Origin of the sequence: Sphingomonas cynarae (genome assembly GCF_039537815.1) — a bacterium.
Classification (GTDB): Bacteria; Pseudomonadota; Alphaproteobacteria; order Sphingomonadales; family Sphingomonadaceae; genus Sphingomonas; species Sphingomonas cynarae.
Map to the genome: position 1 here is coordinate 499,219 of NZ_BAABBF010000002.1, position 15,121 is coordinate 514,339.

11 protein-coding genes are annotated in these 15,121 nt (G+C 68.5%); 4 read left to right on the forward strand and 7 right to left on the reverse strand.

From position 1 onward, the window contains the following. Positions 1-21 precede the first annotated feature (21 nt). From ABD719_RS05680 to ABD719_RS05695, 4 genes are all read right to left on the reverse strand, one after another. Positions 22-783, reverse strand: a complete 762-nt coding sequence (locus ABD719_RS05680) for an SDR family NAD(P)-dependent oxidoreductase (RefSeq protein ID WP_344692397.1) — start codon at positions 781-783, stop codon at positions 22-24. A 12-nt stretch (positions 784-795) separates the two neighbouring features. Further along, a complete protein-coding gene (locus ABD719_RS05685) occupies positions 796-2,382 on the reverse strand; it encodes a carboxylesterase/lipase family protein (protein ID WP_425567113.1) in 1,587 nt (528 codons plus the stop codon). A 168-nt stretch (positions 2,383-2,550) separates the two neighbouring features. Continuing rightward, positions 2,551-4,050, reverse strand: a complete 1,500-nt coding sequence (locus ABD719_RS05690; protein ID WP_425567114.1) for a S10 family peptidase — start codon at positions 4,048-4,050, stop codon at positions 2,551-2,553. Continuing rightward, positions 4,047-6,146: a S9 family peptidase gene (locus ABD719_RS05695; RefSeq protein WP_344692399.1), complete on the reverse strand. Its 2,100-nt coding sequence runs from the start codon at positions 6,144-6,146 to the stop codon at positions 4,047-4,049. Before ABD719_RS05695 ends, ABD719_RS05690 begins: the two co-directional genes overlap by 4 nt. Positions 6,147-6,517: 371 nt before the next feature. Between ABD719_RS05695 and ABD719_RS05700 the strand changes: the two genes are divergently transcribed. Continuing rightward, positions 6,518-8,356 (forward strand): cache domain-containing protein, encoded by a 1,839-nt coding sequence (locus tag ABD719_RS05700; protein WP_344692400.1) that lies wholly within the window; start codon positions 6,518-6,520, stop codon positions 8,354-8,356. A gap of 37 nt (positions 8,357-8,393) precedes the next feature. On the opposite strand, the gene ABD719_RS05705 is transcribed toward ABD719_RS05700, so the two are convergent. Continuing rightward, entirely contained in the window at positions 8,394-9,272 is an 879-nt protein-coding gene (locus ABD719_RS05705; RefSeq protein WP_344692401.1) for a polysaccharide deacetylase family protein, read from the reverse strand. 130 nt (positions 9,273-9,402) lie between these two features. Between ABD719_RS05705 and ABD719_RS05710 the strand changes: the two genes are divergently transcribed. Genes ABD719_RS05710 through ABD719_RS05720 form a run of 3 tightly spaced genes read left to right on the forward strand, consistent with a single transcriptional unit; the run spans position 9,403 to position 13,196 of the window. Beyond that, complete coding sequence (locus ABD719_RS05710) at positions 9,403-10,749, forward strand: FAD-dependent monooxygenase (protein WP_344692402.1); 1,347 nt, start codon at positions 9,403-9,405, stop codon at positions 10,747-10,749. After that, positions 10,746-12,254, forward strand: coding sequence for a deoxyribodipyrimidine photo-lyase (locus ABD719_RS05715; RefSeq protein WP_344692403.1), 1,509 nt, complete (start codon positions 10,746-10,748; stop codon positions 12,252-12,254). Before ABD719_RS05710 ends, ABD719_RS05715 begins: the two co-directional genes overlap by 4 nt. 3 nt (positions 12,255-12,257) lie before the next feature. Further along, complete coding sequence (locus ABD719_RS05720; protein WP_344692404.1) at positions 12,258-13,196, forward strand: NAD(P)/FAD-dependent oxidoreductase; 939 nt, start codon at positions 12,258-12,260, stop codon at positions 13,194-13,196. 10 nt (positions 13,197-13,206) lie between these two features. Here ABD719_RS05720 and ABD719_RS05725 read toward each other — a convergent pair whose 3' ends face one another. Together ABD719_RS05725 and ABD719_RS05730 are read right to left on the reverse strand one after the other, a co-directional pair. Further along, positions 13,207-14,229, reverse strand: a complete 1,023-nt coding sequence (locus ABD719_RS05725) for an SDR family oxidoreductase (RefSeq protein ID WP_344692405.1) — start codon at positions 14,227-14,229, stop codon at positions 13,207-13,209. Between the two features lie 81 nt (positions 14,230-14,310). Then, entirely contained in the window at positions 14,311-15,114 is an 804-nt protein-coding gene (locus tag ABD719_RS05730) for an SDR family NAD(P)-dependent oxidoreductase (RefSeq protein ID WP_344692406.1), read from the reverse strand. Positions 15,115-15,121: the final 7 nt, after the last annotated feature.

The window sequence follows — 15,121 nt, forward strand, 5'->3', positions numbered from 1 at the left end:
CGATCGGCTCGTTCGCTTGATCTACCAGCAGGAATAGCCGCCATCGGCCAGGACGATGCTGCCCGTCATCAGGCTCGCCGCATCGCTGCTGAGGAAATGGACCACCGAGGCGACCTCTTCGGGCGTGCCGAGCCGGCCTTGCGGCGTGCCGTCGATCCAGCGGCGATACATCTCGCCGGTCTTGTCCGCAAAGGCGTTCAGCGGGGTCGCAATATAGGTCGGCGCGACCGCGTTAACCCGCACCCCGCGATCCGCCCATTCCGCCGCAAGGCTTTTGGTCAGCTGATGCACCGCCGCCTTGGAGGCATTGTAATAGCTTTGCGGCTGGGGCCGGTTGACGATGATGCCCGACATCGAACCGATGTTGACGATGCTGCCGCGCCCGCGCGCCAGCATATGCCGGCCAAAGGCGCGCGCGCACCAGAAGGTGCCGTTGAGGTTGACGTCGAGGACGTTCAGCCAATGCTCGTCGGTCACGTCCTCGGCCGCGGTCTCGCTGCGCGCGATACCGGCGTTGTTGACCAGGATGTCCGCACCGCCCGCCATATCGGCTACCTGCGTCACGCGCGCGGAGTCGGTGACGTCGAGGATGACGCCCTCGATCCGGTGGCCCTTGGTCCGAAGCGTTTCGAGCGCAGCACCGATCGCATCGATGTCGCGATCCGCGATGGTGACGCGCGCGCCCGCCTCGGCCAGCGCATCCGCGCAGGCATAGCCGATGCCCTGCGCGCCGCCCGTGACAAAGGCGGTACGTCCATCGAGGCGCAGTCGCTCAAGATACATGGGCAAATCCGATCAGGGCAGGAAGGCAGCGGCGGGCATGACCGGCTCGAACGCGGCCCGGTCGGCCTCGAGCGAATGGACGATGCGCGTGTTGCGATCGAACGGCGCCCAGGGCAGCGTGCCGTCACGCGCGAACTGTACCCAGATGGCATGGATGCGCGTCGCCAGTTCCTGGGGCGGGGCGGTGCCGCACAGTCCCTCCACGCCGGTGCAGGTGGCGAGACTGTCGAACACGAAAGGCAGCTCCATGGCGTGCGCCGCGCCCAGCCCGCCGTCGAACCGCGGCGAGCGCCATTCGAATTCATAGACATGCGTCTTGCCGCGATGCTCCTCCGCGAACCGCCGCGCGGGGCAGCGGAAGACGAGGTCGGACATCGCGTCGGTCAGCGCCTGTCCCGCCGGCTTGCCGCGCCCCATGCCATAGGCCTTCAATGCGGCCCATGCGTGCGGCAGCGACTTGCGCAGCACGAACCAGGCCAGCAGCTTGCCCAGGCGATTGGAAAGCTTGTCGCGGACGCCGCTGGGGACGAGATAGAGGTTCATCTCCTCGCGGTTGCTGCCGATCAGCAGTTCGACCTCGGTGCCCGCGCCCTGGCGCAACGCCTCAAGCGGCTCGAGTGGCAGCACGTCGTCACCGTGGACGGGAATGAAGCGGCTGATCCCGAACACCGGCTCGCGCCCGTCGGGCCCGCGCAGGTCGATCCGCGCGGTCGGCAGCGACACTGCGTCGACCGCGTCGAGCAAGGGTTCGCTGGGCAGAATGCGCGCAAAGCCGTCGCGGTCGGGGGTGATGCCCAGCAATTTGGCGAGCGTGTGCACCAGTCGCTGCGCGACCGGGATCGCACGGGTCATGCCGCCATGGCCGCTCTGGACGATCGCCCGTCTGAACAACCCCCTGGCGAGCGGCGAGGCGATCAGATCGGCGATCGCCATCGCACCCGCGCTTTCGCCGAACACCGTGACGTTCGCAGGATCGCCCCCGAACGCAGCGATCTCGTCGCGGACCCAGCCGAGCGCGGCGATCATGTCGCGCAGGCCCAGATTGGTCGGCACGCCCGGGATCGGCAGGAACCCGTCGACACCCATACGGTAGTTGATCGCGACATAGACGATACCGTCGCGTGCGAACGTCGCCCCGTCCTGTACCGCGGCATTCTTGCTGCCGACAACGAACCCGCCGCCATGGATGAACACCATGACCGGCCGCATGTCCGCCCCGCCGGCAGGCTGCCATATGTCGAGCGTCAGATAGTCGTCGCCTTTCGACCAGCCATGCCCGATCAGCGGCGCGGCATCGAGATCCGGTACGGTGCGGAGGCGTTGCGGCGCGTTCGGTCCGGCCTCCACCGCGTGCCTGATGCCAAGCCAGGGCGCGACGGGTTCGGGCGGCGCGAAGCGTCGCTCCCCGGTAGGGCTCGCGGCATAGGGTATGCCGCGGAATGCGGTGAGATCCCCGATTCGGAGACCTTTCAGCATGCCTGCCCGGGTCGTGATCGGGTCGGAGAGCGAATATGACATCCTGCAGTCATCGCGATAATCGACGGCCACTGTAACCGTCTCCGATATGCACACCGGATCGTTTGCAATGCCGGACAACATCGAAGTCCCAGGAAACTCGTCGAACGATCGCGGTGATATCAACGATGGCACGACATTCGTCGATCGGCGACAGGCCCGGAAACGGATTTGCCCGATGAACTTGCCATTGGGGTGGATGGTCGCGCAGCGGTATCTGCGCGACCGATCCCGATGTCGCCGTGACCGCCTTCACCGATAGAGTCGCCGGGCATCCGCCTTGAACTGTGCGCCGCTGTCGTTGCGGCTGTAGAACATGTGACCACCCGCATAAACGCGAAGCTGCACCCGTTCGGCCTGCCCGAATGCCGGCATCTGGTCGACGATCAGGCGGGATGCGAAGAAGGGGCAGGACAGATCGTCCCAGCCATGGACGATCATCACCCGCATCTTCGGATCGTTGGCGATCGCCTTGCGCAGATCGCCGACCGGCGTGTCTGCCGGCTTGCCGCGATCCCAGGCGCGGTTCACGGCATAGGACAGCGCGTTGTAGCGGGCGTCGGTCTTCCATCCGACTTCCCGCGTGACGAAATCGACCATCGCGCTGGTCGTCGGGGCGATCAGCGCGTCGAGGATCGGATCGTTCGATTGTTGCTGCGCGGACCAGGGGAAGGGATCGAAAGCGGTGACGTTGGAGTCGTACACGCTGCCGATCGTCCCGTCGGCGCGGTGAATTTCGCGCAGATAGGTGCCGGTATCGATTCGGCCGCCGCGCCGGCGGACGAGCGCGGGTTCCAGCCCGGTCAGTTCGGTGACGCGCGTGACGATCCGGCTCGTCGCCTCCGGATCGGATCGGCCGCGCAGCAGGTCGCGTGCGAAATCGCCACGGGTATACGCCTCCACATCGGCCATCGCGGCCGGGGTCAGCCGGCCCTGCCGTTCCAGCGTCGCCGCCGCCATCGACGGCAGACCGATCATCCATGGCAGGGGTGACAGGGCGGTGGCATCGTCACCGACGGCGGGGTCGAGATAGGGGGACACCATGATGAGGCCATTCACGCCGACCCCGATCTGCGATTGCAGTTCATAGGCGATGCGCGGCGCGCGGTAGCCCCCATAGCTTTCGCCCATCAGGTATTTGGGCGAGCGCAGCCGGCCTTCCTTTACCAGCCAGTCATAGACGACCTTGGACAGATACCGGATGTCGGGATCGTTCGCGAAGAACGCCTTCTTCGTTTCCGCCTCGTCGACCAGGCTGCGGCTGAAGCCGGTGCCGATCGGATCGATGAAGACCAGATCGGTGAAATCCAGCCAGCTATTGGGGTTGTCGCGCGCGATCGGCGCATCGGACGGGGCATCCCCCTGCGCGCCGAACTGCACGCGCTTCGGCCCGACCGCCCCCAGATTGAGGTAGACGGATGCCGCCCCCGGTCCGCCGTTGAAGGCGAAGGTGACGGGGCGGCCGGGATCGCGGCCGGGCACCGTGTAGGCGGTATAGGTGACCTGCCCGATCTCCTTGCCGGTATCGTCGCGGACCGTGATCGTGCCGACGGTGGCGCGATAGGCGACCGTCCGGCCGCCGATCTGCGCGGTCTGCGCGATGGATCGGTCGGCGGGCAGCGGCGGCAGCTTCGTCGTGTCCTCCGCCTTTTTGGCGGGTGTCGCCGCGGGCTTGTCGGCCTGTGCATGGACAGTAGCGCCGGCGAGCAGCAGCGCGACCGCCGCGAGGCGCAGGGCAGGCCGCCCCCTCACTTCGCCTGCCCCGCGTTGGCGGCTGTGGCGGCGGGCGTGGCGGCGGCGGCGGGAAGACGATACCGGTCGAACCAGGCGACGATCGCTGACGCCTTGGCGGCGGATTGCGACGGCCGCGCGGTGAAGCCGCCATGGCTGGCACCGGGCACCTTCACGAGCGCGGTCGGCACGCCGCGAATCTGGAGCGCGGCATAATATTGCTCCGATTCCGACACCGGCGTGCGGTAATCGTCGCTGCCGACCACGACCAGCGTCGGCGTCTTCACGTTGCCGACCAGACTGAGGGGCGAGCGGTTCCAGTAGCTCATCGGGTCCTCCCAAGGCAGTTTGCTGAACCAGTAGCGCGAGGTGAACAGGGTGTTGTCCATCGTCAGCGCCTCGCTGACCCAGTTGATGACGGGTTTCTGCGTGGCGGCGGCCTTGAACCGGTTCGTCTTGCCGACGATCCAGGCGGTCAGCACCCCGCCGCCCGAACCCCCGGTGACGAACAGATTGTCGGGATCGGCGGTGCCGTCGGCGATCGCGGCGTCGACGGCGGCAAGCAGATCGTCATAGTCGGCCGACGGATAATTCTTGTCGATCAGGTTGGCGAATTCCGCCCCGTACGAGGTCGATCCGCGCGGATTGGTCCACAGCACGGCATAACCCGCCGCCGCATAAAGCTGCACGTCGGTCGCGAAGCTCGGGCCATAGGCGCTGTTGGGGCCGCCGTGGATTTCCAGGATCAGGGGCATCCGCTGTCCGGCCGTGCGGCCGGGCGGCGTGGCGAGCCAGGCGTCGATCGGCCGGCCGTCGGGCGCGGTCACCACGATCTTGCGGACCGGGGCCAGCGCCTTGGCATCCGTGAGCACCGCATTCAGCCGGGTCAGGCGGCGGGCCTTGCCGCCGTTCCACACCCACACATCGGCGGGCGCGCCGGCATCGCCGCCGGTGTAGGCGATGGTGCCGCCCTTCGACACGGAGAATTCGCCGCCGGTATAGGGTCGATCCAGTCCGTCGCCCTGGACGTTGTCGATCAGCGACGTCGTCCGCCCGTCCAGCGCGATCCGGGCGATCCGCCGCTGGCCGCGATCATCGTAGCTGGCATACAGGCTGCGGCTGTCCGGGGCCCATATCGCCTCCTCGATCCCGCGATCGAGCGAGGCGGTGAGCGAACGGGGCGCCGCCGCCTGACGATCGCCGACATAGAGCTGGGTGTTTTCGTAACTGCGCCGTTTGTCGTCAAACCCCAGCCAGGCAATGCGCGCGCCGTCGGGCGATACGCGCGGCTGGCCGTCCGGGCCGTCACGGTTCGTCAGCGTCCGCATCGCGCCGCTCGCCACATCGATCGCGATGACATCGGAGTTCATCACCTGTCGTTCCGCATCCGGCCCCCGGATCGCGGCGAAGACGATCTCGCGCCCGTCCGGCGTCCAGGACAGCGGCCCGCCGTCATCGAACGCGCCGAAGGTCAGTTGCCGCGCCGCGCCACCTTCCGCGGCGACGACGAACAGATGGTCGCGACCCGGCTTCACATAGCCGGGACCGTCGTTGCGATAGTTCACCCGGTCGATCACGGTCAGCGGCTCGGCCCATGTGGCGCCGTCCGGTTTCGCCGGGGCCTTGCCCAGCGTCGTCGCCTCTCCCGCCACCGTCGCGACATAGGCCAGCCGAGTCCCGTCCGGCGACCAGGCCAATGCCTGCGGATCGCCGGGAAAGCCCGTCACGCGCGCACTGGCCCCCGTCGCCAGCCAGCGGACGAACAGCTGCGATCCGCCCGCGTCGGCGCCCCCGCTGGCGGCATAGGCGATGCGCGTCCCGTCCGGCGACCAGCGCGGGCTGGCCCCCTGTGCCGCAAACGGCGACTGGCGGCCGGAGGCGACGTCGATCAGCCACAGCGACGACTGCATCCGGTCGGTCATCACGTCCGCGGTGCGACGGACATAGACGATCGTCCGGCCGTCCGGGCTGATCTGTGGATCGCTGGCGATCGACAGGCTGAACAGGTCCGCGCCGGTAAAGGCGCGGGTCGGGCCGGCGGCCGGTGCGGCATTCGGCTGTTGCTGCGCGGTGGCGGGCGTGGCGACGAGCAGTGTCAGGGCAAGGGTAAGGCGCAAATGATGGTCCCCGCGTGGTTGCCGCAGCATCATGCCCGATGGCCGCCGCGACGCAACATGGATGTGACGGCGGGTTGGCCGTGCCGCATCGCCGGGGCGTTCCGGACGCCGTTCGATCCGGCCGCGATCAACCACGATCCCGATCATATCGAGGGCGGTGAACGGCGCTTCGTCATGGGCGCAATACCGATCGAAAGAGCATTAAGACTGCTACAATATTCGACCGCTATGGGGACGGCAGGACGCGGATCGGGATTGTTCACCGGCGGGTCGGCCATCGATCGTCGATCCGACCGGCTGGCGGGCTTGTCCCCCCGTTCATTCGACCGGCCGTCGACAGCGGCCCCGTATCGGAATGCGAGGAAGAGACCATGACGAGGGTGATCGGCAACATGCTCAACCGGCTGCGCATGTCGATGAAGATGACGATCATGATCGTCATCGCCCTCATCGCCCTGTCCGCAGCGACCGCGATCGGGATGCATACCGTCCTGTACGACAGCGCGGCGATCCAGGGTGCCGAGCGCCAGGAAAGCAACATGCGCGTCGCCTGGTCGGTCTTGCAGACCGCCGGCAACGGTTTCCGGGCAGAGGGCGATCAATTGTATATCGGCCGGACGCTCCTCAACGGAAACGATGCGGTGGTCGACCGCATCAAGTCGCTGGTCGGTGGCACGGCAACGATATTCCGGGGAGACATGCGGATCAGCACCAACGTCAAGAAGGATGACGGGACGCGGGCGATCGGCACCACGTTGAAGCGGGGGCCGGCCCATGACGCCGTGCTGGGACGTGGCGAACCCTATCGCGGCATGACCGACATTCTCGGCAAGCCCTATTTCGCCGCCTATGATCCGATCAAGGATGCCGATGGCCGCGTGATCGGCGTACTTTTCGTCGGCATCCCGACCGCGGACTTCTTCGCACAGGTCGATTCGGTGGAGCGCCGGCAGTTGACGATCGCCATCGTGGTGACCCTGATCGCCGCCGCCGGGTGCATGATCGCGGCGCGCGTCATGTTTCGTCCCGTGGCGGCGATGGGGCAGATGATGACCGCGTTGGCGCAGGGACGCCACGACCTGTCCGTGCCGGGCACCCAACGGCATGACGAGATCGGTGACATGGCGCGCGCGGTCGCCGTGTTCCGGGAGAACGGCCTTGCCAAACAGGCGGCCGATCAGGCGAAGGCGCGCACCGATGCCGAACAGAAGATGGTGGTCGATACCGTGTCCACCCATCTGTCGCACCTGTCGGGGGGTGACCTGACCACGAAGATCGACACGGAATTTCCTGCCGAATATGCGGTACTGAAGGCGAACTTCAACAGCGCGCTGCACAAGCTGCACGATCTGATCGGCTCGGTGTCGGAGAGCGCGACCACGATCCGCACCGGCTCGGGCGAGATCGCGCAGGCGTCCGAAGACCTCGCACGCCGTACCGAAAGCAACGCCGCCTCGCTGGAAGAGACGGCCGCCTCGGTCACGCAGATGGATGGTCGGCTGCGCGCGTCAGCGGTCGCGGCGACGCGGACGGTGGAACGCGCCGATCAGGCAATCGCCACGGTCGGTGGCGGCCGTGCGGTGGCGGACGAGGCGGTACAGGCGATGGGCCGGGTATCGGACAGCGCCAAGGGCATCGACAGCGTCATCGAGGGGCTCGACAAGATCGCGTTCCAGACCCGCGTGCTGGCGATGAACGCCGCGGTCGAGGCGGGCCGGGCGGGCGATGCCGGGCGTGGTTTCGCAGTGGTCGCCGATCTGGTGTCGGCGCTGGCGATGCGGGCCGAAGAGGAAGCCAAGCGGGCGCGTGATCAGTTGACGGTGACGCAGACCGATATCGTCACCGCGGTCGAGGCGGTGACGAAGGTTGACGGCGCGCTCGCCAACATCTCGGGCGATGTCGCGCAGGTCCACGAACTGCTGGCGACGATGGCGGCGGACAACCAGGCGCAGTCGGCGGCGATCACCCAGATATCGGCGGCAATCGGGACGATGGACCAGTCGACCCAGCAGAACGCCGCGATGGTCGAGGAAACATCGGCCGCCGCGCGCAATCTGGCGGGCGAGGTCGGGCAGCTTGCCGATCAGGCCAGCCGGTTCAAGGTCGCGCGGCGCGACATGGGCGGACGTGGCGCGCAGGTCCGGCGGTCCGGTCATGCCCGGTTCGAGGCCGCCCGATCGTCGGCCGGGCTGGTTCCGACAGCGGCCTGACCGGCTGATCGCCGCGCAAGCCGCATAACAGGGCGGGTCAGGCGGCCAGTTCGTTCGCCTCGACATGCACGGCGATCTCGCCGGCGGTCGTCCACCAGATGCGGGGATCGTCGGCCTCGCGCAATTCGGTCAGCACCCGTGCGAGGGCGGGGACGCGGTGCGCCTGCCCCATGATGAAGGGGTGGAGCGCGATGCCGAGGACGAGCGGGCGACGTTCGCATTCCGACAGCAACTGTCCGACCGCATCGCGGATCATCCCCGCGAATGTCTCCGCCTCCTGATGGCGTGCGACGATGGCGGGCAGATCGTTGATTTCCTGCGAATAGGGTATCGACAACAACCCGCCATGGGCGGTCGACAGACGGGTCGGCTGGTCGTCATGCGCCCAGTCGAGAACATAGCGATAACCGGCTTTGGCGAGCAGGTCCGGGGTGTGGCGGCTTTCCGAAATCCACGGGCCCAGCCATCCGGTGGGCCGGACGCCCAGGCTGGCCAGCCGTTCGGTCACGTCGGCGATCATCCGGTCCTCGCCGGGGCGGAACATGTTGCCCTGCGCCTTCGCGTTGCTGCCGCCGTGCGCGGCGATCTCGTCGCCCCGGTCCCGACATGCCTCCGCCAGACCGGGGCACCGGTCGAGCACGTCGGCATTGAGCAGCGCGGTGGTACGCAGCGTCAGCCGGTCGAACAGGTCGATCAACCGCCATGCCCCGACGCGGTTGCCGTAATCGCGCCACGCATAGTTCATCACGTCGGGTTCGGTCTGCGACGGGGCGAGTTGCGGTCCCAGTCCGCAGCCGAAATCGAACACCTCGTGATTGATACCCAGATAGATGGCGAGGCGACGGCCGCCCGGCCAGTCATAGGCTGGGCGATCGACGATGGCGCTGTAGGGATAGCGGTCATGGGAGTGGCTCATGATGGCCGGAACGCGCCAGCCGGGCAAACGCCGCCCCGGCATGGCGACACGGAGTATCGGGCGGATTATCGGGATGGCCGGGCGACTTATCGGCTGCCGATCGTTGAGCGGGACGAGGAGCAGCCTTTCCATGTCCCGCCATATCCTGATCGCCGGCGCGAGCGTCGCCGGCAATACCATCGCTTGGTGGCTCGGTCGCGCCGGCTTCGACGTCACCGTGGTCGAGCGGGCGCCCGCCTTCCGTGACGGCGGCCAGAACATCGACGTTCGCGGCGTCGGTCGCGACGTGATGCGCCGGATGGGGCTGGAACGCGCCGCACTGGATCATGGCACGGGCGAGGAGGGCACGGCATGGGTCGAGGCGGACGGCCGGGTGGCGGCCGCTTTCCCCGCCGACGGCACCGACGGGCCGACCGCCGAGATGGAGATATTGCGGGGCGACCTGGCCCGGTTGTTGTACGACGCGGCCCGCGAGCATTCGACCTACCGCTTCGGCGATCGCATCGCCGATATCGGACAGGACGGCACGGGGGCGACCGTCACCTTCGCCAGCGGCCTGGTCGAGCGATATGACGCGGTCATCATCGCGGAGGGGGTGGGATCGGCGACGCGCGCGCTGGTGTTCCCGGGGGAGAACCGGTCGCGCTGGATGAACCTGACGATCGCCTATTTCACCATTCCGCGGATGCCGGACGACGACCGGATGTGGCGGTGGTACAATGCACCGGGCGGTCGCAGCGTGTCGCTCCGCCCCGACCGGCACGGCACCGCCCGCGCCATGCTGTCGGTGCAGCAACCGCCCGGCGGCGAGCAGGACTGGGACGCCGACCGCCAGAAGTCGTGGTTGCGGGAACGCTTTGCCGGGGCTGGCTGGCAGACGGATCGCGTGCTGGCCGGCATGGCGGACACTGACGATTTCTATTTCGACGTCCTTCGGCAGGTGCGGATGCCGCGCTGGTCGGCCGGGCGCGTGGCTCTGACCGGCGACGCCGCTTGGTGCGCCACGCCGATCGCCGGCTATGGCACGACGCTGGCGATCACCGGTGCCTATGTACTGGCGGCGGAACTGATCCGCACCGCCGACGTGCCGACGGCGTTCGCCGCCTATGAACAGGCGATGCGGCCGATGGTCGAGGATGCGCAGGGCGTTCCGACGATCGCGCCGCGCCTCGCCAATCCGCACAGCCGGCCGGGCATCCGGCTGCTGCACGCGGTGCTGAACGTGGCGAGCCGCCCCGTGGTGCGCCGCGTCACCGGCAAGCTGTTCGGGGGGCGATCGAAGGATGTCGACCTGTCGCGGTATGACGACCACCCGTCCGGCGGAAAGCAGGTGGAGCCGCGTGGCCGCCCGGGCGGCGGCGGGGTACCGATCGTTGCACTCGGTGGCGTGGGCGTGATCGCGTTCGTGGCCTGGCGCCGGGCCTCCGCCCGTGCGGCCGGGCGGACAGGGCCGAAGTCGGGGGGCATGAAGCGATGACGCGCGATCTGCCGACGGGGCTTGCCGACTGGCGGCAGGCGCCACGGGTGCGCGCGCTCAACGACCAGCCCCTCGGCACGATCGGGGATCATGTACTGTGCTGGCTGCAACAGGCGTTGCGGGGTCGCGACAATCCGGTGATCGATGCGGCCGTGCGCCTTGGCAACGCATTGCGACTGCCGGTGCTGGTCTATCACGGCATTGCCGAGGATTATCCCTATGCATCGGATCGCCTGCACCACTTCATCCTGGGGGCCGGTCGCGATCTGGCGGCGGATTGCCGGGCGCGGGGGCTGACCTGCGTCCACCATGTCGATCGTGCCGGGCATCGTGAGCGTGGGCTGGTCCACCGCCTCGGCGCGGATGCCGCGGCGATCGTGCTGGAGGATCAGCCCGCCTTCGTTGCGCGCCGGCAGTCGGAACGGGTCGCCGCGCGCGCGGCCGTGGCGGTATTTGCGGTCAACGCGGCCTGCCTGGTTCCGCCCGCCGTGATCGGCGACGATGTGCGTGGGCGATCCGGTTTCCTGCGGCGGCACGAGCCGGAGCGGGCCGGCTGGATGGCGGGGGAGGACGTGGTGCCGACGGTCGCGCCCTATGACGGCCCGCTGCCCTTCACGCCGGATCGTATCGAGGAACTGGATACCGACGCGCTGATCGCGGGACTGTCGATCGATCACAGCCTGCCGGCCAGCGTCATGCATCCGGCCGGTCGCGTGGCGGCGCAGGACCGGCTGCACCGGCTGGTCGCGGACGTGCTGCCCGGTTACGCCACCGCCCGCAACGACGCGACGCGACCGGAGGGGGCGAGCGGGCTGTCGCCCTATCTCCATTTCGGCGTGCTGGGGCCGCGCGAGGTGATGGCCGCGGTAACGGCCGCCGCCGCCGGTGCCCGGCACAAGGCCAAGTTCGCCGACGAACTGCTCGGCTGGCGCGAGTGGTTCCACCATCAGGCGCGGATGCTGGACGCGCCGGCCCGATATGACCGGGTGCCGGCCTGGGCGCGGGACACGCTGGCGGACCATGCAGATGATCCCCGGCCCGAGGCGGAAACGCTGACGGCGATGCTGCGCGGCGAGACGCGCGACGAAAGCTGGAACGCCTGCCAGTGCCAGTTCCTGATCGATGGCTGGATGCACAACAACCTGCGCATGTACTGGGGCAAGCGGATCATCGCGATGACGCCCGATCCCGACACCGCCTGGGCCACCGCCTGTTACCTGAACGATCGACTGAGCCTGGATGGCCGGGACCCGTCGACCTATGGCAACATCGCGGCGATGTTCGCGGGCTCGCCCGCCGATAACGAGCGGGCGGTTTATGGGCGGGTCGCGCGGCGCGGCGACGGATCGACCCGCCACCGGGATGGCGGGGCGGCATGGCTGGCGACGGCGGCAACACGGGCGATCCCCGCCGTGTCGGTGCCGGCGACGCTGCCCCGCAACGCGTATATCGGGACCCATACCGGGCCGGGTCGTAAGGCTACGGCACGGCTGCTGGAGGAATGACGGATGCGGATCGGGATTGTCGGGGCCGGCATGGCGGGCCTGTCCTGCGCGACCGCGCTGGTAGAGGCGGGCCATGATGTCGTCGTGTTCGACAAGGGGCGTGGTCCGGGCGGTCGCATGTCGACGCGGCGGCTGACGACCGACCTCGGCGAGATCGGGTTCGATCACGGCGCGCAATACATGACCGCGCGCGACCCGGTGTTCGTCGCCCGGATCGAACGCTGGGCCGACAGCGGCCATGTCGCGCGCTGGGCGGCGGCGGGTGACGATGCCTGGGTCGGCACGCCGGCGATGAATGCCCCCATCCGCGATCTCGCCGCGCATCTGGACGTGCGCTGGCATCGCCGTATCGACCGGCTGACGCGGACCGGCGATGGCTGGACCTGCCATGGCGACGATGTCGATGCGACGCCGTTCGACGCGGCGATCGTCGCTGTGCCCGCCGAACAGGTCGCCCCGCTGGTCGAGGCCCATCGGCCGGACTGGGCCGGGCAGGCGCGGGCGACGCCGTCCGATCCGTGCTGGACGGTGATGGCGGCCTATGACCGGCGGCTGCCGATCGGGGCCGATCGTCTGACCGACCGGGGCATCATCGCCTCCGCCGTACGTAATTCGTCCAAGCCCGGCCGCGCCGGGGCGGAGGCGTGGGTGCTGCAGGCGACCGCGGCATGGTCGACCGAGCATATCGAGGACGACCCCGCCACCGTGGAACGGACGTTGATCGCGGCGTTTGCGGCAGACAGCGGCGTGGACCTGCCGTCACCGGTCGCCACCAGCGCCCATCGCTGGCGCTACGCCAAATCGGGAAGGCTCGGTCAGGACGCGCTGTGGGACGGGGGGCAGCGACTGGGCGTCTGCGGCGACTGGCTGCCCGGTAGCCGGGTCGAGGCGGCGTGGCTGTCGGGCAGGCGGCTCGCCGGGATGGTGGCGCCGCCGGCCTGACCCCCGGATATCAGGCGTTGCGGTTCGATCGTGACCACAGGTGCGACAGGCCGATGCCGGCCAGCGCACCCAGCCCGGCAATCCCGCCGCCGATGCCGATCTTGAGCATGTCACGCTGGCGCGACGTGAAGAATTCGTGCCGGTTCGAGATCGCGCGGTCGGTGGCGTCGCCATCAATGCGGGCGGGGCCGGGCACGGGGGCATCGAGGTTGCCGGTCTTCGATCCCGTCGCATCGCCCAGTTGCTGCTCCGCGAACCCGCTGGCCTGCCGGTCGGCGAAGTTCGGCACCAGCGCCTGCGCGATCGCCATCTGGAGCGTGGAGCGCCCCACCCAGATCTCGCGCTGGGGATCGTCGATCGCCGACACGATCGCCTCTGCGCACAGGCGCGGATCGAACAGCGGATCGGGCAGCACCTGTTCACGCCCGGTATGGTTGCGCGCCCAGCCCGGCTGCGGCGTGTTGACCGCGGGCAGATAGACCACCGACAACGTCACCGGCACCTTGTCGCCGATCAGTTCGGCGCGCAGCGCATCGGTGAAGCCGGATACTGCGAACTTGGCGGCGCAATAGGCGGCCTGCAACGGCACCGCGCGGATACCGAGACCCGACGACACCTGCACGATGGCCCCGTGTCCGCGCGGCTTCATATGACGCAGCGCGGCCAGCGTGCCGTACACCTGACTGAGATAGGTGGTCGCGGTGACGCGCTGATACTCCGCCGGGGTGATCCGGTCGGCGGGGGCCACCACGGTCGACATGGCGTTGTTCACCCATGCCCCGATCGGCCCCAGTTCCCACTCGATCCGGTCGGCGGCGGCATCGAGGGCCTCGGCATCGGCGACATCGGCGCTGATCGCCAAGATGGCCGTGCCGTGCGCCGCCAGCATGGCACGCGCGGCATCGAGCCGTTCCTGATCGCGCGCGATGATCGCGACCTGCCAGCCCGCTTTGGCCAGTCTTTCCGCCGTCGCCAGACCGATACCGGCGCTGCCGCCCGTCACTACTGCTGTTCTAGGCGCTGTTTTAGCCATCGTCATGATCCCGTGTCATCGTGTCACGGGACCAAGCGATCGACACGCCGCTAATATCCCCATGACATCGCGGTGTTTATCCTATCCGGCGATGGTGAAGACGGACCCGGAATCGACCCGCAGGCCGGCGCCGTTGATGAAGCTGGCGCGCTCCGAACACAGGAAGGCGACCGCCGCCGCCACTTCCTCCGCCCGTCCGCGCCGCTTCAGGACCATGCCGGGCCGCTCCTCCGCGAGGAAGCTGTGGATCGCCGCCTCGAAGGTTTCGCCGCGTTCGTCGGCCCGCTTGCGCATCATCTTGTCGGTCATCGGCGTGGCGATGAAGGCGGGCGAGACGGTGTTCACCAGCACGTTGTCGCCGCCATAGGCCTTGGAAAGCCCCTTCGCGAGGCTCAGGATACCCGCCTTCGACGCGCAATAGGCCAGTTCGTCGACATAGGGCTGCACCGCGTCCTCGGAGGCGAACAGCACGATCCGCCCCCAGCCGCCACGACGCATCGCCGGAATGGCCTCGCGGCACATCCGCACCGCCCCCATCAGGTTGATGTCGAGCGTCTGCAGCCAGCCGGCATCGTTGACGTCGAGGAAATCGCCCGTCGCCCCCGTGACGCCCGCGGCGTTGACGTAGATATCCGGGTCGCCCAGCCGGTCGCGCACCGATGCCCAGATCGCCCGCACGTCATCGGGCTTCGTGACGTCGCCGGTGACCCCGATGACCTCGCCCAGCGACGACAGTTCGTCCACCGCCGCATCCAGCGTTCCGTCCGCCCGGTCGGTGACGGCGACGCGCACGCCCGCCTCCAGCAACAGCCGGGCGGTTTCCTTGCCCATGCCGGAGTCCGCGCCGCTGACGAGCGCGATGCGATTGTCGATACCCAAATCCATGATGAAC